Here is an 18,603-nt window from a genome sequence, read left to right as displayed (position 1 = left end):
CTCCTACATTTGTGGTGTAATCTCAACTTTGACAACTACTCTATCTGTACTAGTCGTCACACCGTCTGGTAGTACTAAACTATAATTACCTGAAAAATTACCGGTAGCACCATTAACGTTAATATCTATCGTTTTAACTCCATCAATGGCATTCAATAAGGATTCTTTCCCTGTTATGGTCAATTCTTTTGGCTCCATATCAACTCGTTTCACAATATATCCAGCCGGTACAGTTCCTACTAAATTCGCTTGTATTGGCACCTTTTTATCCATCCGAATTCGTTCCAATTCATATTGGACTTGTGCAGATTTTGGTGTAATTGTTACCCCTTCTACAATGTTGCCCGCTGTATCAACCGCTAAAATATCGCCTACTTCTGTAAAGCTTTCACGGTGCTTATCTAAATTGGTTCGGATGACTGCATACGCTGCTTTCGATACTTGATGTGCAGGTCCTGCAATTGTCACGGTGGTAGGTATAATTTTCACATCTTTAATGGCAATATCATTCGGCACCATGCCTAATGGCTGCATCTGTACCTGTAATTCTTTTACCATATATTCATCAACAGTAACTGTCACATTTTCTGGAGTCATACTATCGATATACGTTCCTGTAGGCGGAGTAAATTGAATGCTCACATTGTCTTGTCCTAGTCGAGCATCTTTCATATTTACATAAGCTTTTAAAATATTAGGGTTAATATCTAAAATCGCATTTCGAGGTCCATGTAAACGAACACGCACTTCTTTAGGAATACCTTCTACCAAATAGTTCTGATCTAAGTTTTGCACTTGTACCGGTACCGTATAGGCTACTTCAATGACCGGATTTTGATCCCGCATGACATAAAGCCAGACGATAATCGCACTAATTAGGCAAAGAATTTTAATACCCCAATTCTTTTTCCAACTCAAGATCCATTGCATCATTTACCTTCACCTCGCTTTATTTTAAGTAACGAACTCACAGCACTTGGTGTTGGTTCTAACAACGACAACATAATGGTGCGCAATGTATCTTCTGTGACACCACGGTGGATTTGTCCTCCTAAGGCATAGGAAATCTGACCAGTTTCTTCGCTGACAACAACGACTAAAGCATCACTTTCTTCGCTTTGCCCCAATGCAGAACGATGTCGTGTTCCTAATTCTTTACTGACATCTCGGTTTTGGCTCACAGGTAGCAAGCTAGCTGCCGTTTCAATGCGGCCATTTCGAATGATGACAGCCCCATCATGAAGGGGTGATTTAGGATAAAATATATTCATCAATAGTTCACTTGTCACAAGACCATCAATTCGAGTTCCTTGCATGGACAACACATCTAATTTCATACGTCGTTCAAATACCATCAGAGCTCCAATTTTACGACGGGACATACTGCGACAAGCAATGACTACTTCTTTCACAATAGAAGTCAATTCCTCTTTAGAGATTTTCGATCGAGTGGAGAAAAAGCCTCCTCCATTCCCTAATTGTTCTAATAATCTACGTAATTCTGGCTGGAATACGATGGGCAATGCAATCATCAAAACTGCAACACTCTGTTGTAAAATCCAACTGATGGCATGCAGACCGATGAAGTGCGCCACGATGTTAATCCCCACAAGAACAACAAGACCTTTCACAAGGCCTAACGCTCTTGTATTTTTAACCAGTCGATAGAGGTAATAAAATAAAACAGCTACAAATACAATATCTACTATGTCTAAAAAACGCAATGTTTCTAACGTCGTTTGTAGTTGAAATGGCATAGATATCCCTATCCTTTCTTATACAAAATAAGGGTACATGCTCATACATGTACCCTTTTATTGTATCCTATATCGGTATTTTTTTCTAGTAAACCTATGTCTTATATATGGTAGGTTTCAATTAACACATCCATATTCCCACCACATACCATGCCTTCTTTAACTGCTACATCATCATTAAGATCCACATAGATACGACGAAATGATTCTTTCTGCTCCATCGCATCAAGAGCGCTCAATCGAATTTCGTTTTCTGCGCGCCCTCCGCCAATAGTCCCAAAAATAGATCCATCTGTGTGGACAATCATCGTAGTGCCTGCTTTACGAGGCGTGGATCCTTGTGTATGTAAAATCGTTGTCACTGCTAATGGTGTCGATGTATGTTTCTTTAAATATTCTACAAACTCATACTTCATCCTGATACCTCTTCGCTGATAAAAATTGTCCTTTTCGATGTCGTTCCACTGCTACATATTCACTGACAATGGATAGTGCAATTTCTTCTGGAGTTTGTGCACCTATATCAAGACCGATAGGACCATATAGTTGATTTACTTCCATATCCGTCCAACCTTCTTGTCGCAATACTTCAAAGGCATGATGAATGCGCTTATGGCTACCCATAACGCCCACATACGTTGGTAATACATGACGAACCTGGTGTAGACAGACACTATCGAATTCATGAGCTCTTGTAACCACCACAATCCCCGTGTAAGAATCTAAGGATAATCGCTCCTGTAATTCCTTAAAATCTAGATGAATCCGTTGTACTCGTGAATCGAAAAACTCTGATTTTAAATACTCTTTTCGATCATCCACGACTGTGACCCCGCACCCAATGAAGAGAAATTGATCCGCCACGCAACGGCTCACATGACCGGCCCCTAAAATTAAAATTTCAGGAGCTCTTTCTACAGGTTGCAAAAAGCATTCCATTTGTGCAATAGAAAATAATTGTGGTTGTATTCTTTCAGGCATAGTAAACCCTTCAATAGCCGTCCCATATAGAATATCACCAGTCTCGCTATAAACTACTTTATCCCCCTGTCTTGCCCCTGATAAAACAGTGACAATGACAGATGGTTCATGATTCCCCATACGTTCGTATATTACATCAATTACATTCACTATATAACTCCTGTGTTTGTCCAAATTCCCAGCTTGTGATGGCTTCCATTACTCCACCTCCAATAGCTAATGCTTTATCTGAAATCGTAAAGCAATGGTTTTCCTCACATCTAGCATCTACATCTGCTAGTTTGACCCCTTTTGAGACTAATATGTTCGAGGCCAAAATGCCTCGTAATATGCCTCGAATTTTAGATTTGATGGGTACTGTATCTACATGCCCGATGACAGATCCAGCTTCTACTACATCTCCAATATGACAATTCGCTACAAATAAGCCTTCTGCAGGTGAATGTATCACACGCTCATGAGTATATCCACCCACATTACCAGGAACTCCCGTATTCGCTATAGCAGCTCCTTCATATATGCAGCGACCTAAACTATGCCCCCGCATCGTTTCTATCACCACATGCACATCTTTGGGCGCAGAAAATCCAGGTCCACATCCAATGACTAGCTGTGCATCATCTTGCGCTGTACCTACATTGCGTTTCGCTAATATAGCATCCACCACTATACTAGGCTGTATCGTCTTCAACACCTCTGCATAGGGTTCTGTCACAACAGGGATGGCCTCTCGTGTACTGAGTAAGTCCTGTACATGTTGTAACAATACATGTCGTGACCGCAATCTGTCTAGAATCATTTCACCACGATGCACTGCATTTCCATAGGATACTTCTCTTCGAATCATAGTAGGGATCGCAATTTCATTGACCACAACAGGATATCCTGCTCGCCATAACCGATAGATAATCCCTGATGCTATATCTCCACCACTACGGATGAGAACGATTGGTTTCATCATATCCTCCTTTGCGTACTATCCGCTCATAGTCTTCTTCTGTATCAATATCTACACCACTATGCCAAATTCTATCTGGTTCTACCCAAATATGCCTTACATAGGGGGCTCCCTCTCCTCGCAAGATGATGCGTCCTCCCTGATCTTCAGGAATCTGGCACAACGCATCTGCCCAATATCGTCCAAATAAAACTGGATTTCCTCGCTCTTGCTGGGGACCATACTGCGGTTGCAGAATGATCCTATCTGACTGAAAGCTTTCAAAGGCTCTACATACTGCATGTATGACCTGCACATCTAATAAAGGTTGATCGATGACACCACATAATATGCCTGAAAGCTTCTTACCCTCACGTTGTTCCCATTGTAATAAGGTCTCTACCCCCAATCGTATAGAGTGTCCTTGTCCCCACTCTGGATGTACATTATACACGGGAATCACAGTCTCTTGCGAAGCCGTAAGTTCCATCTTGTTCGGTACTACAACAGCCAGTGGGTCCATGACTGCATAGGTAGCTAACGCTCTCTCCAACAGTGTTTGCCCTTCATAAGGCAACCATTGTTTAGGCCGTCCCATCCGCCTAGACAATCCTGCTGCCAATACCACACAACCTAGGACCATGGTAACACCTGCTGTATACGAAACGTCTCTCTATACCCATCGACTAAGAGTACATACTGCAGTGGGACTCGTTTTAATATCCTTAAAAACTGTTCCACTAGTACCGCATCACTTTGGTCATAGCCAGTACAAACTATGACTTTATAGCCACGACTATATTGAAAGAGCCCTTGCTCATGTTCTATGAGTGTTACAAGATGCCCTGGCCGAATTGTCTCTCCTGGTGTCCCATCGATAATACGACACACCTCTTCTATACGATGTACAACATCTTCTGTAATAGGAGCTCCCAAGGCTCGCAAATTCACAACGCCTATCGTCATCCGCGTTAGCTCAGGAATGACTGGTTCATGTGATTTTGGCGCTTTGATCCACTTTTTCTTGGCCCCATCTGCTTCTAGGACAATCATCCAATCTGGGTGCGCTCTATGTAACTCGTCCACCGTCCTAGGTTCCAATCCTACCACCTTATGACCTGCTAAACTTCTGAACCAAGCACCAATGCGCTTCTCTTCTATCTGTTTTTGTACATAGGCACTGCCCAGTAAGAAATCATCTCCATAATAGGGTTCCCAAGGCTTCACTTGCAAAGAACCCATTTTAGTGGTAGTGCTCACCATCGTAGAAATATGGTGACACACTCCATAGTTAGCTAGTTGAGATACTACTGTTGTTTTGCCACCGGCTCCTACGACGGAAATAATACCTGGCCCTGCTAAGCACTCCCAAAAGAGTTCTTCTTTCATATAGCACTCCTTATCTTTCCCCGAATCGGTTTATTTCTCCTGTAATGCTACATAGACACGTTCTGGAATCATTGGTAATGTGGTCACTTCTGCCCCTGTAGCATTCAGTATAGCACCTTGTATAGCCGGACAAGATGTATTGATAACAACTTCACCAATCGATTTAATGCCATAGGCACCAGAAGGTTCATAAGATTCTACAAAATCTACATGGATGCGACCCGTATCAAGCCGTGTAGGCAATTTGTAATGCATGAAGTTGTTGGTCTCTAACACACCTCGAGAGGAATAGCGAATCTCTTCATACAAGGCCATACCAATCCCTTGTACAACGCCACCTTCTGTTTGCACCGTTGCCAAATTACGATTCACAACCGTACCGCAGTCAACAACTGCATAGAAATGTTCTGGTGTCACTTTACCTGTTTCTGTATCTACTTTCACTTCTGCAATGCCAACCATGAAAGGCGGTGGTGATGTATGGCTGCCCCACGTTGCCATGCCACTTAAGTAATGACCTGATGCGCCGCATACAAGTTTAGGCGCCAGTTCTGCGGTGGTCATCGAATGTGCACCATCCTCTGTCCACGCGCGTTCCCCATCAAAGGTAAGCAAAGCTTCATCCACTTCTAGAATGCGAGCAAACTCTGCCACAATTTTTTGCTTCAAATCTTCTGCTGCCAATTTAGTCGCTGTTCCTGTTACATACGTTGTACTGGATGCGTACGAGCCTGGATCAAAGGGTACCACATCTGTATCGGCTTCGTACACCACCATCATATCCATAGGACACCCCAATGTCTCACAGGCAATTTGTGCCAGTGCTGTATTCGAACCTTGTCCCATATCAGTGGAACCTGTAAAGAGCATATAACTACCATCATCTAGCATACGTATCTCTACGGAAGCAGAGTCAACATTGGCGACCCCTGACCCTTGGAAGGCAAAGGCTACTCCTAAGCCACCTCTATACCGCTCATCAATTTTCCAGGATTTAGGACGTTCATCCCACTTCGCCATTTCCTTTGCACGCTGAACCGCTTCTTTTAGTAAGCCAGATTCCAATACTTCACCTGGGTCATAGGATTGTGCCGTTTCGCCTACTTCAATTAAGTTTTTCAAACGCAACTCAATCTCGTCCACATCCATCTTCTTAGCCAATTTAGTGATTGCACATTCTAGTGGCCATAACGCTTCTGTAGCACCATACCCACGGAAAGCACCCCCTGGCATATGATTCGTATATACAATATTCGATTCATAGCGAATTGCTTTTGTCTTATTGTAAAGTGGTAAGGACTTATGTTCTCCTGCAGTAAATGTTGTCAGCGCATGTGTTCCATGAGCCCCTGCATCTGACACAGCCACCATATCAATCACCTGAATGATGCCATCTTTGGTAGCCCCCACACGCACTTTCCAGTCCCTAGCATGACGGCTAGTAGAACAGTTGTTAGCCTCATGACGATCATAAACGATGTAAGAAGGCTTTTTTAATGTCCATGTGACGAAGGCAGAAAACAATTCTGTACAACCTGTTTGTTTGGACCCAAAGCCTCCGCCAATCCGAGGTTTAATCACTCGAATTTGTGACGCAGAAATACCTAGAGCTCGTGCTGCATGACGTCGAATATGGAATGGTACTTGTGTAGAACTAGTAATCACTAATCGATTAAATTGATCGATCGTACAGAACGTTCTAAATGATTCCATAGCGGATTGCAATGTCGCTTGGTCAAAATAGGACTCTTCTACTACGTAATCACACTTAGCTAATTCCGCTTCTACATCGCCCACCACATGACTATAAGAACAAGCAATATTTCGTTTCGGATCTCCCCCTACCGGGAAATTATAGTGTAAATCTTCCTCAGGATGAATCACGCTAGGATGATCGATAGCTGTATGAATATCTAGCACAGGCTCATATACTTCATACTTTACTTTAATTAATGGCATTGCCTTTAATGCAGTTCGTTCATCTACAGCAACCACAAGCGCTACTTCATCACCTACATACCGCACAATTTGATCTAAAATCAACATATCGTACGCAGATGGCTCAGGATAACTTTGTCCTGCCAAAGTAAAGCGAGTCTTAGGTACATCTTTATAGGTATAGATAGCCTCTACACCTGGTACTTTCATGGCCGCATCAATATTAATATCGACAATCTTTGCAAAGGCGTGTGGACTTCGCAATATTTTAATACATAACGCATTAGCAGGTATGAAATCTTCTGTGTAGGCTGCTTTCCCACTTAAAATTGTAGCAGAATCCTTTTTCTTATAACTTTTACCTAAATGTTTCATATGGATAGGCCCCCTAAATATTTACGAATGCCTCGCATATGTGATTCATAGCCAGTACAACGGCATAAATTATTATTTAAATAGGCTCGAATTTCTTCATCTGTTGCATTCGGATGTTTACGACCTAAGGCAATGGCACTCATCATCATTCCCGTTGTACAGTACCCACATTGATCGGCCCCTTCTTCTGCTAAACAATCTGCTAGCTTTGCGGCCTCCTCTGCCACACCTTCGAGGGTGGTAATCTCATGGCCTGGTACTCTGAAAGTCGGATACGCACAGGATAAGATAGGCTCTCCATCTAACCACACTGTGCAAAGACCACAATTCGTCGTATCGCAGCCACAACGTACACTATAAAAGCCTAAATTGCGTAATGTTTCCAATAAGGTTTCATCTGTTTCAATATATACCTTACGCTTTGTGCCATTAATTTGTAACATTATTTCCATGTGTCTACCTCTTTAACTAAACGCTTAAACATATTCTTTGCCATGCTTAAGCGATACTCTGCACTTGCATGAGAATTACTTTGGAACGCTACGTCACCTTCAATAGCCTCAGTGGCTTCTTCTAGTGCATCCATCCCCTTTTCATTCAATATATTACAAGCGGTTATGGCTCGTATTGGTTTCCCTGGACGACAACCAATATAAACAGAATAACCACTGTCATCACGTCGTGCTGATCCTGTTAGATACGGGAAATCAGAAGTAGATTTTCTAAGTGCTTCGATCGCCACTGGCACATCTTGTTTAGGCACAATAATTTCGATGAGCAAATCTCGTTTTCCATACGATAAGTATGCTTCTACTGACATACGTCCGCCTTCGAACAATCGCACCTCTGCTTGTAGGGCTAATAACAGAGGAATGATATCAGAAAATCCAAAGCGTGCCGCTACAGATCCTCCCATAGTCGCCATATTTCTAAATTGAACACCTAAAATATCTTTCACAGCCTTTGGAAATGCTCCATTCGCAAATGTTTGAAACGGCTCATACACCTCTACATCTCGCTGTGTAGCCATCGCCCCAATACGAAATTCCGCATCGTCCTCTTCTATATATCGGAGCCCCAATCCTGAAAGATCAATGACCATCGGCCACTTGCGGTTTCCCAATCGTGTCCAACAACCACCAGCCAATACAGGTGCCATTTTTTGTTTTATCATTAAAGCATGTGCTTCTTCTAAACTACTGGGTTGTTGCACTTGCGTAAACATGAGCATAGCCATACCTCCTAATTTCAATATATTCTTACCTAATATATTACCATGTATTGCTTGCCTTTGCATATGAATTCTCTTGTTAGTTATACGTCTTATCTATGAAAATTCATAGTATTTTCATAGAATCATGATATCTTTATATGAATACTCAGTCATTCTTATATTGATTTATATAAATCTGTAGGTGTACAATACAAAGATATGAAAGTTTCCTTTCACAAGCAATCTATATCATCTATCATTCTTAGGAAGCAACTGCCATGACACAATTCGATTTACAAGCATTAGCTGAACAATTACATATACCGGAAATTGGCGTTGCCCCTTGGCCACTACCACTAGAAGCAAGCCACCATTTGGACACCCCCTATCCTTGCCCTTTTACAGCAGGAACACTAGAAGAACGATTACAAGGAAGCCCCACAATCGAGTCAGCCAGGTCTGCCATTGTGTGTCTATTTCCCTACTATGTTCCCACAACAGATAAGACCAATCTAGCTCGTTATTGCTGGGGACAAGATTATCACCTCGTAGTACAGTCCTATTTAATAAAACTAGTACAAGCACTGCAGGAGAAGTATCCATTGGAGTCCTACGAAATTCATTGTGACACATCCCCCTTAGCTGATCGCTATGTAGCCTATCTAGCAGGGCTCGGTTTCTATGGTTGGAACCAAACATTCATCCATCCTCGATGGGGCTCCTATACAGTGATTGGTACCATACTAACGAGCCTAGAACTCCCGGCTGACACCCCTATGAAACAAACCTGTTTACAATGTGGGGCATGCCTGCAAGCATGCCCTGGACAAGCCTTACAAGGTGATCACCTTGATTATAGAACTTGCAAAAGTTATCTCACCCAATGCAAAGGAGATCTCACTTCAAAGGAAGAAGCGATCATAGCAAAAACACCTTTAGTATTTGGCTGTGATGTATGCCAAGAGGTCTGCCCACATAATCAGCAGATTCCGATGACCCCCATTCCTGAATTTCAATCGATCGAGCCTTACATTGATCCCTGTGCATTAGAAACAATGACTAATAAAGAATTCAAAACTGCCTATGGACACAAAGCATGGGCTTGGCGCGGCAAAAAAATCTTACTTCGCAATGATGCGATTATTAGAAAGGATCATACATGACACAGAGTAATTCTATTTCACTATCATTAATTATTTTCCTCGGTCTATTAACAGCCGTCACCCCCTTAGCCACCGATATGTATTTACCATCCTTGCCCATTATGCCAGGAGAATTACACACATCGGCTTCTAATATTCAATTGACAATTGGCATTATGACGATTGGCATTGCCTTTGGGCAACTGTTTGCAGGCCCTATTAGTGACGTACTGGGGCGTAAGAACCCTCTCATCATTGGCAATTTACTTTGCGTCATAGCGACTATTATTTGCGCCTACGCTCCCACCATCGAAGTACTCTTACTAGGCCGCTTTTTACAAGGTGTAACGGGTTCCTTCGGAGTCGTCATCTCCAAAGCCGTCGCACGAGACCATGCATCAGGACCTGCTCTAATTAAGTTATTGGCCTCCTTGATGATGGTCAACGGATTAGCACCTGTTATTGCCCCTTTATTAGGCGGTCAGATTCTAATTTATGAAACTTGGCGCTTCATCTTTATTGTCCTAGCTGGATTCTCCTTGCTTCTCCTCATTGGATCTTTTCTCTTCACTGAAAGTCTCCCTCCTACACAACGTGTAGAAGGTGGTCTTCAAAAAGCAATCGACAATTATAAGACTTTATTACGAGATAAAGCCTTTCTAGGCCAATGTGGCATTCAATGTTTTGCCTTCGGTGCTTTTTTCTGTTATATCAGTGGTTCTTCCTTTGTATATCAGAATATTTTCCACCTGAATGCACAACAATTTAGTTATATTTTTGGGATTAATAGCTGTGGGATCATTCTATCCAGTATGATTAGCTCTCGCTTGAGCAATGTGATCAAAGACTATCAGTTATTACAATTTAGCTTGAGTGTACTATGTATTGGTTCTATTCTCTTTTTAAGCGCAATGCTCCTGAATATGCCCTTCCTTGTTGTAACTACGATTCTGTTCTTTACCGTAGGAATGGTCTCTCTATTTGGAGCCGCTAGTTTTTCTATGGCTATGGCTAAGTATGGCCATCTAGCTGGAAGTGCCTCTGCCTTATTAGGTTTCTTTTCCATGGTATCTGCCGGCATCGTATCACCTATCGTAGGTATCGCAGGATCTCATACAGCCATTCCTATGGGAATCACCATGACTATATGCTCTGCCATTGCTTTATTGTGCTATTATACATATGCGAAGCCAAGAACTCACTAATCGTCATTGTGTGTGCCTATGAAATCTATTTGCATTCTTATTTGATACGTTGAAAGGAAAACGAGCAACATATTCCTCCACAAACTGATCCTTCGGTAGGTTTGCTCCGGAACATGTTGCTCGTTTTTACGTTTGTGTAATGTATCTTCATGGGGTACCAATAGATGTTCTACTGCACACTGTATTCCTTCGGGGTATCTGAACCTGTCGTGCTCTTTTATTTTTCCATTATTTAGTAAGTAAAATGCCATTAGATATTCTACGGCACATTGTATGCCTTGGGATATCTAAACATGTTGCTCCTTTTGCGTTTGTCTAATGTACTATTATAAAATGCGATTAGATTTTCTACGTATACTGTGTTCTTGGTTCTTGACCTAAGGGGATAAAAGTTTTATTCTAGTACATATTACTGAATACTTTCATATTTCAATATAGGAGGAATGTTATGTCTATAGAATTACGCAAGGTTGCGATTATTGGGACTGGTCATGTGGGTTCTCATGTAGCCTTTTCTCTTGCTACGCAAGGAGAGGTAGATCATTTATACATGGTAGATATTGATAAAGACAAGGCCATTGCGCAAGCGACGGATGTGAATGATGCGGTAAGCTATTTACCTCATCGTGTGAAAGCTATCGCCTGTGAGCCAGAGGATATTGGTGACTGTGATGTGCTCGTCATCTCTGCCGGTCCTCTACCTACTCCAGAACAGGACCGATTAGATACACTGGGTGCTACGGTAGAAGTGTTACGTGAGTTTCTACCCCGTGTGAAAGCCTCTGGATTTAATGGATTCATCGTCAGCATTTCCAACCCTGCTGATGTGGTAGCTGCCTATGTACAAGACTATTTAGGCTATCCTAAACATAAAATTATTTCTTCTGGTACATCCTTAGACTCTGCACGATTGCAACGTCTTGTATCCGAGCAAATCAACGTACATCGACGCTCTTTATCCTGTTATGCGATGGGCGAGCACGGTGGTAGCGCCATGGTACCTTGGTCTCATGTAACTGTATCAGGAAAACCTTTGAAAGAACTACAAAAGGAACTACCACACCGCTTCCCTACTTTTGATGAAAACGCCTTAGTTGAACAAATGAAGTATGGCGGGTACTTAGTTCTCATCGGAAAAGGATCCACAGAATTTGGCATCGCTGCATCCGTGACAGAAATCATCCGAGCCTACTTTCACGACGAACAAAAAGTCCTCCCTCTCTCTTGCAAATTAGAAGGAGAATACGGTGAGCATAACGTCTTCGCCTCCGTCCCTGCCATCATCGGTAAAAATGGCATCGAAGAGATTTTAGAACTACACCTAACACCAAGCGAACAAGAAGCATTCCACGCATCTTGCGAACGCATCAGAGAATATATCAAACTAGCACACACACTATAAACTGAGCGACGCCGTTACGAGTAGTAGCCTTATGGTGTTCGTAACTACCTAATTTAGATAACTGCAAAAGGCCGCAATATATTCCTGAACAAACCTACCGTAGGATCAGTTTGAGAAGGAATATGTTGCGGTCTTCTATTTACTAATAAATGCGCCTCACGGGCTACATAGCATCACAAGAAATAACCTTGAGCGTGTAACTACGAGTAATATCTTATGGTGTCCATAACTACCTAATTTAGATAACTGCAAAAGGCCGCAACATACTCCGGAGCAAACCTACCGTAGAATCAGTTCGGGTCGGAACGTGTCGTGCTACCCCTGAGCGAGGCCGTTACGAGTAGTAGCCTTTATGGCGTTCCTTACTAGCTAAATTACACAAACACAAAAAGGCCGCAACATACTCCTGAACAAACCTACCGTAGGATCAGTTTGAGAAGGAATATGTTGCGGTCTTCTATTTGCTAGTAAATACTCGCCATAGGCTACATAGCGTAATTACTTAGCGAACCATTTGTCATAAATTTTTTGGTACGTTCCATCTTCACGCATTTCTTTTAAAACACCATTTACTTTATCACGTAATGCTGTATTAGATTTATTGAAACCAAATACTGTGCCAGGAGCTTTTGTACCTTCACCTACTAATTTAAGATCTTTATCAGCACCTTGTTTTAAGTAGTACATAGCTACTGCTTGGTCAAGAATAGCACCATCAATAGTGCCTGCTTTCAACTCCATGAAGATATTACTATTAGAATCCAATTCTTTTACATCCGTACCTGGAATTGCTTTTGCCATTTCTACAGGAACAGTACCGATTTGTACACCTACACGTTTATTAGCAAGATCATCCATTTTAGTGATATTTGTGTTATCTTTACGAACGATAGTAATGAAACCGCCTTCATTGAAATATGGATCGGAGAATGACAACGCTTGCTCACGTTCTGGTGTCGCATTAATACCCGCTGCAATCATATCAATATTGCCAGATTGTGTAGCTGGAATCAATGCATCAAATCCCATGCTGACAAACTCAAGCTTCAAGCCCAAACGCTTCGCTATTTCTTCGCTTAAATCCACATCAAAGCCGATGTACTTATTGCTATTTTCTTCAGCGAACTCAAATGGAGGGAATGTAGTTTCTGAACCTACTTTTAATACCCCTGCTGTTTGTGTTAATTGTGCTTCTTTTTTTGTATCGCTACCACAACCAGCTAATAAACCAACGCCAAGAACTGCTGTACATAGGATTAATCCTAATTTCTTCATACCAAACATAATAACCTCCCATAAAAATATACAACTTCTTTGTTTATTTATACAAGATTATACCATAATCAAACAAAATTGCAAGACCTTTTTTTTACAAAAAGTACGATTTCTATTTAACTATATATTCCCAACCATAAGAAAGGCGCAGACATATTTCTGCGCCTTGTATAGTATATTGAAAATTTTATAATTATAAGAAGTCTTTGATTTTATCGCGTTTACCACGATTTCTTAGTTTCGTTAACGCTTTTCCTTCGATTTGACGAATCCGTTCCCGTGTAACACTAAAGAATTGGCCTACCTCTTCTAATGTACGTGGTTTACCATCTTTCAAGCCAAAACGAAGCTCCAATACTTGTTGTTCTCTTTCAGTAAGACATGTAAACACTTCTTTGATTTGTTCACGAAGTAAGATAAAGCTAGCTGCATCATCTGGTGCTACTGCATCTTTATCTTCCAAGAAGTCGCCCAAATGGGAATCTTCTTCTTCCCCGATTGGAGTTTCCAAAGACACTGGTTCTTGAGAAATTTTTTGGATTTCACGAACTCGTTCCACTGTAATTCCCATACCTTCGGCAATTTCTTCTGGACTTGGGTCACGACCCAAATCTTGTAATAATTGACGAGAAATACGAACTAATTTATTGATGGTCTCTACCATATGTACAGGTATACGAATCGTTCTCGCTTGGTCCGCAATAGCCCTTGTAATAGCTTGGCGAATCCACCATGTAGCATAGGTGGAGAATTTATACCCTTTTGTGTAGTCAAATTTATCGACTGCTTTAATAAGGCCTAAATTTCCCTCTTGGATTAAGTCCAAGAATAACATACCACGACCTACATAGCGTTTTGCAATACTTACTACTAGGCGTAAGTTAGCATCAATCAATTTTTGTTTTGCCGTATCACCTAAACGAACTTCTCGATACGTCGCATCTTCTTTAGCCCCAGCTTCGATTTGTTGTGCTAGAATAATTTCCTCATCACCAGACAACAAAGGTACACGGCCAATTTCTTTTAAATACATCCGCACTGGATCATCAATATTCAAGCCTTCAGGAATGGAAAGATCTAAATTGATTTCTTTTCCTTCCTCTTCATCTTCCTCTGTGATATCGATATCGCTGCTCAAATGTTCAACATCTACATCAACTTCAATGTCCTCATCTAATAATTCTTCATTGATCGGCAACTCACCTTCAGAATCGTGATCATCCTCTTGCATCACTTCAATTCCTAAATTATTAAATACTGCATACATACCATCTAGTTGTTCAGCTGTTACTTCCACTTGCTCCGAAAGAGCATCAGAAATTTGTTTAGATGTAATAGCCCCTTCTTTCTTTGCTTTCTCCAATAGGATCGCTATAATTTCTTGCACTTGCGATTCTTTTTTCTTCTTTGCCACGATGCTCTTCCTTTCATTCTATGCGGACCACTGTTTAATTAATTCCTGTAAATCCTGACATATGCGTAATTCTTCTATAAATCTTGGATCATTGGATCGGCTTAACTGATCCGCTAATCGACTATGTTCCTTATACTGATTGCGCAGTGATTTCAAACGTACACTGCGGATGAGTCCATGTAATATGTCTTCTCTCATTTCCCGTTCGATAAGAACAGACCACTTACCAAATAAGTGCCATGACTCTGTATCTAACTGTGCTTCTAATGCCACCTCTGAAAGTTCTTCTCCACTTTCAACAATCTTTCCAATCCCTTTATAATACGTAATATTAAAAGGATTAGTTAAGTCCTCTTCACTAATGTATTGGTGCACTAGTGCATAGATATCCTTATCCCTACCTGCCCAATACAGCAATTCCTCTTCGTCGGTAAACGTTTCCTGTTTAGGCGCTTGCACCTGCTGTTTTACTTCTATTTTTCCCTGACGAGCGAACTGTCTAAAGTAGGTAAGAATCGTACTCACATCCATCCATAGTGGAAGGGCTAATGCTTTTAAATATTCCTCGCGTCGCACCTGGCTTTCATGCCCTGCAATGAACGGAAATAGCTCTTCTAACACAGCCCGTTTTCCCTCTGGTGAATTCGTATCATGATGTATTAAACTTTCATTCAGTAAAAACTCAAAATCACTAGGCGCTGCATCCACCAATTCTTGCCATGCCTGTGCCCCATGATTCTTGATATATTCGTCAGGATCCTTACCATCTGGCATAGATAAGACTTTTACTGAAAATTCTGTATTTTGCAGTAGTTCTATAGCACGCTTTGCCGCAGTTCGACCAGCTCCATCCATATCATAGGCCAATACAATTTCTTCAGCTTGACGCATTAATAAACGACCATGATCTTTTGTATAAGCCGTTCCCAAAGAGGCCACCACATTGGTAATGCCAGCATTGTGAGCACTCAGCACATCCATATACCCTTCAACAAGAATGGCTTGCTTTCTTTCTCGAATGGTACGGTACGATTGATTAAATGCAAATAATAGATGCCCCTTATTAAATATCTCTGACTCGGGAGAGTTCAAGTATTTGGGGTTACTGTCATCTAATACACGTCCTCCAAATCCTAATACGTGTCCTTTTGCATCCATAATAGGAAACATAACCCGTTTTCTATAATAGTCGTAGATTTTCTGCTGCTCATTCTTGCGACACAATCCTAGTTCTACCAGGACATTGGCATCAATCCCACGTCCTGTAAAGGCATGATACAGTTTATCCCACCCATCTGGGGCAAACCCAAGTCGAAACTTTTCTATGGTATCCATCGTAAGACCTCTACGCAACAAATACTCGAGGCCCTCCTTACCTAATTCTGTTTTTATTAAGCAATTATGAAAGAACGTAGCCGCTAGTTCATTGATTTCATAGAGTAACTCTTTATGAGCCATGCGCTTTCGCTCTGCCGAAGATACATTGCGTTCTGGTAAGGCGATATTCGCACGATTCGCCAACCGCTCAATAGCTTCGGGGAATGTTAAATTATCATATTTCATCAGAAAGCTAATAACATTACCTGATTCACGACAACCAAAGCAATAAAAAAAGCCCTTTTCAGGGGTCACACTAAAGGAAGGCGTCTTTTCATTATGAAATGGACAACAGCCCCAGTAATTTTTCCCCTTTTTCTTAAGTGAAATATGCTCAGAAATGACAGATACAATATCATTAGCATCTTTGACTTGTTCAATTATTTCATCGCTAAAAAACTTGCTCATGTCATTCTCCTAAATTATCGACTATACGGATTACAAAATTTTAATTTTCCCTATTTAATAGTATTCTACATCAACAGAAAAACTCCTACTTGTGGTGCTTTCTTTTTCTTCACAATATATATGCAAAATTTATATACTCTGAAAAAAAAGAAGTTAGAGCAGCCGAGGCTGCTCCAACCACTTATGCAGATTATTTTTTTGCGTAATCTACGACTCGTGTTTCACGAATTACCACAACTTTTATTTGTCCTGGATATTCTAATTCGTTTTCAATGCGTTTTATAATATCACGCACTAATAAGTTAGCTTCTACATCGTCTACTTTATCAGGTTTTACCATCACGCGGATCTCGCGACCTGCTTGGATAGCAAAGCATTTTTCAACGCCTTCAAAGGATTCTGCAATCTCTTCTAACTTAGATAATCGTTTCAAATAATTTTCTAATGTTTCACGGCGTGCACCTGGACGCGCTGCAGAAATAGCATCTGCTGCTGCCACTAACACAGCCTCTACAGATTTGAACTCTTCATCACCATGATGAGCACCGATACAGTTTTGTACTAATGCACTTTCATGATATTTCTTGGCGATATCTACGCCGATTTCTACATGAGATCCTTCAATTTCATGAGTTAAGGCTTTACCAATATCATGTAACAAACCACCGCGTTTAGCTAACACAACGTCACAGCCTAATTCTGCTGCCATCATGCCTGCCAAATGAGATACCTCAACAGAATGTTTTAACACATTCTGTCCATAGCTTGTACGATATTTCAATCTACCAAGTGTACGAATTACTTCTGGATGTAAACCGTGTACATCAGCTTCAAATGTAGCTTGTTCACCAGCCTCTTTGATTGTGTTTTCCACCTCACGGCGAGCTTTCTCAACCATTTCTTCAATACGAGCTGGATGGATACGTCCATCTACAATCAATTTCTCCAATGCAATGCGAGCTACTTCGCGACGAATCGGATCAAATCCAGATAAGATAACAGCTTCTGGTGTGTCATCAATAATTAAATCGATACCAGTCAGTGTTTCTAAAGCACGAATGTTTCGGCCTTCACGACCAATGATTCGGCCCTTCATTTCATCATTAGGTAATGTAACTACTGATACAGTAGATTCTGCTACATGATCAGCCGCACATCGTTGAATCGCCATAGAGATAATTTCTCTAGCATTTTTTTCTGCTTCTTCTTTTGCTTGTTGCTCTAATTCTTTGAGCATCACAGCAGTATCATGACGAATCTCTTGTTCCACTTTTGTAAGCAAAATTTGTTTTGCTTCATCAAATGTTAAGCTAGAAATACGTTCTAACTCTTCCATTTGTTGTTGATGTAATACTTCGATTTTTTCTTCCGCTTTTTCTAAATTGCGTTCCTTATGATGTAAGGACTCTTCTTTACGCTCAATACTATCAAGCTTTTTGTCCAATTGCTCTTCTTTTTGCAATATGCGTCGTTCAAGACGTTGTAACTCATTACGTCGATCCCGATTTTCTTTATCTACATCAGCGCGCAATTTGTGAATTTCTTCTTTTGCTTCCAGTAATGCTTCTTTTTTCTTAGACTCTGCTAAACGCTCTCCGTCTGCCACAATTCGTGCCGCTTCTGTCTCAGCCTTATTCAGCTTACCTTCTGCAATATTGCGACGCAATAAATAGCCTACTCCAAGACCAACTAATACCATTACTACGGCAATAATGCTGTATTCTAAAATCGTTTTCACCTCCTACATGCATAAAAAAAGGAGAAGTCGATACATCCGCTTCCCCGGTTTC

The 18,603-nt window shown here is 41.2% G+C and carries 17 protein-coding genes; 3 read left to right on the top strand and 14 right to left on the bottom strand.

The features are described 5' to 3' along the window. Positions 1–3 precede the first annotated feature (3 nt). The 10 genes from EO122_RS01360 to EO122_RS01315 all read right to left on the bottom strand — a co-directional run bounded on the left by EO122_RS01360 (position 4) and on the right by EO122_RS01315 (position 8,608). Entirely contained in the window at positions 4–933 is a 930-nt protein-coding gene (locus tag EO122_RS01360) for a YbbR-like domain-containing protein (protein WP_127009039.1), read from the bottom strand. Continuing rightward, the gene (gene cdaA, locus EO122_RS01355) at positions 930–1,757 is read right to left on the bottom strand and encodes a diadenylate cyclase CdaA (protein ID WP_127009038.1); all 828 of its coding nucleotides are present in this window, start codon (positions 1,755–1,757) and stop codon (positions 930–932) included. Before cdaA ends, EO122_RS01360 begins: the two co-directional genes overlap by 4 nt. Before the next feature lie 101 nt (positions 1,758–1,858). Continuing rightward, positions 1,859–2,173, bottom strand: a complete 315-nt coding sequence (locus tag EO122_RS01350) for an XdhC family protein (RefSeq protein ID WP_127009037.1) — start codon at positions 2,171–2,173, stop codon at positions 1,859–1,861. Beyond that, a complete protein-coding gene (locus tag EO122_RS01345) occupies positions 2,163–2,891 on the bottom strand; it encodes an XdhC family protein (protein ID WP_127009086.1) in 729 nt (242 codons plus the stop codon). Before EO122_RS01345 ends, EO122_RS01350 begins: the two co-directional genes overlap by 11 nt. Then, on the bottom strand, positions 2,875–3,696 hold the full coding sequence (yqeB, locus tag EO122_RS01340; protein WP_127009085.1) for a selenium-dependent molybdenum cofactor biosynthesis protein YqeB: 822 nt from the start codon (positions 3,694–3,696) through the stop codon (positions 2,875–2,877). The genes EO122_RS01345 and yqeB overlap by 17 nt, the downstream gene beginning before the upstream one ends. Continuing rightward, complete coding sequence (locus EO122_RS01335; RefSeq protein ID WP_127009036.1) at positions 3,671–4,318, bottom strand: NTP transferase domain-containing protein; 648 nt, start codon at positions 4,316–4,318, stop codon at positions 3,671–3,673. The genes yqeB and EO122_RS01335 overlap by 26 nt, the downstream gene beginning before the upstream one ends. Then, positions 4,309–5,064: a selenium cofactor biosynthesis protein YqeC gene (gene yqeC / locus EO122_RS01330; RefSeq protein WP_127009035.1), complete on the bottom strand. Its 756-nt coding sequence runs from the start codon at positions 5,062–5,064 to the stop codon at positions 4,309–4,311. Before yqeC ends, EO122_RS01335 begins: the two co-directional genes overlap by 10 nt. A gap of 30 nt (positions 5,065–5,094) precedes the next feature. Next, positions 5,095–7,377, bottom strand: a complete 2,283-nt coding sequence (locus EO122_RS01325) for a xanthine dehydrogenase family protein molybdopterin-binding subunit (protein ID WP_127009034.1) — start codon at positions 7,375–7,377, stop codon at positions 5,095–5,097. Further along, the gene (locus EO122_RS01320; RefSeq protein ID WP_127009033.1) at positions 7,374–7,829 is read right to left on the bottom strand and encodes a (2Fe-2S)-binding protein; all 456 of its coding nucleotides are present in this window, start codon (positions 7,827–7,829) and stop codon (positions 7,374–7,376) included. The genes EO122_RS01325 and EO122_RS01320 overlap by 4 nt, the downstream gene beginning before the upstream one ends. Further along, positions 7,820–8,608 (bottom strand): xanthine dehydrogenase family protein subunit M, encoded by a 789-nt coding sequence (locus tag EO122_RS01315; protein ID WP_127009032.1) that lies wholly within the window; start codon positions 8,606–8,608, stop codon positions 7,820–7,822. Before EO122_RS01315 ends, EO122_RS01320 begins: the two co-directional genes overlap by 10 nt. A 260-nt stretch (positions 8,609–8,868) precedes the next feature. On the opposite strand from EO122_RS01315, the gene EO122_RS01310 reads away from it, so the two are divergent. The 3 genes from EO122_RS01310 to EO122_RS01300 all read left to right on the top strand — a co-directional run bounded on the left by EO122_RS01310 (position 8,869) and on the right by EO122_RS01300 (position 12,339). Further along, positions 8,869–9,753, top strand: a complete 885-nt coding sequence (locus EO122_RS01310) for an epoxyqueuosine reductase (RefSeq protein WP_127009031.1) — start codon at positions 8,869–8,871, stop codon at positions 9,751–9,753. Beyond that, a complete protein-coding gene (locus EO122_RS01305) occupies positions 9,750–10,937 on the top strand; it encodes a multidrug effflux MFS transporter (RefSeq protein ID WP_127009030.1) in 1,188 nt (395 codons plus the stop codon). Before EO122_RS01310 ends, EO122_RS01305 begins: the two co-directional genes overlap by 4 nt. Before the next feature lie 454 nt (positions 10,938–11,391). Continuing rightward, positions 11,392–12,339 (top strand): L-lactate dehydrogenase, encoded by a 948-nt coding sequence (locus EO122_RS01300; protein ID WP_127009084.1) that lies wholly within the window; start codon positions 11,392–11,394, stop codon positions 12,337–12,339. Between the two features lie 498 nt (positions 12,340–12,837). On the opposite strand, the gene EO122_RS01295 is transcribed toward EO122_RS01300, so the two are convergent. From EO122_RS01295 to rny, 4 genes are all read right to left on the bottom strand, one after another. Next, the gene (locus EO122_RS01295) at positions 12,838–13,623 is read right to left on the bottom strand and encodes a basic amino acid ABC transporter substrate-binding protein (RefSeq protein ID WP_127009029.1); all 786 of its coding nucleotides are present in this window, start codon (positions 13,621–13,623) and stop codon (positions 12,838–12,840) included. 184 nt (positions 13,624–13,807) lie between these two features. Next, positions 13,808–15,028 carry an RNA polymerase sigma factor RpoD gene (gene rpoD / locus EO122_RS01290; protein WP_127009028.1) on the bottom strand — a complete coding sequence of 407 codons (1,221 nt, stop codon included), beginning with the start codon at positions 15,026–15,028 and terminating at the stop codon, positions 13,808–13,810. Between the two features lie 18 nt (positions 15,029–15,046). Beyond that, the gene (gene dnaG / locus EO122_RS01285; protein WP_127009027.1) at positions 15,047–16,813 is read right to left on the bottom strand and encodes a DNA primase; all 1,767 of its coding nucleotides are present in this window, start codon (positions 16,811–16,813) and stop codon (positions 15,047–15,049) included. A 190-nt stretch (positions 16,814–17,003) separates the two neighbouring features. After that, positions 17,004–18,551 carry a ribonuclease Y gene (gene rny, locus EO122_RS01280; RefSeq protein WP_256359606.1) on the bottom strand — a complete coding sequence of 516 codons (1,548 nt, stop codon included), beginning with the start codon at positions 18,549–18,551 and terminating at the stop codon, positions 17,004–17,006. Positions 18,552–18,603 lie beyond the last annotated feature (52 nt).

This window comes from Veillonella sp. CHU110 (genome assembly GCF_003992255.1).
Taxonomy (GTDB): domain Bacteria; phylum Bacillota; class Negativicutes; order Veillonellales; family Veillonellaceae; genus F0422.
Note: the sequence above shows the minus strand (reverse complement) of the source record. Positions and strands in the feature narration are given on the sequence as shown.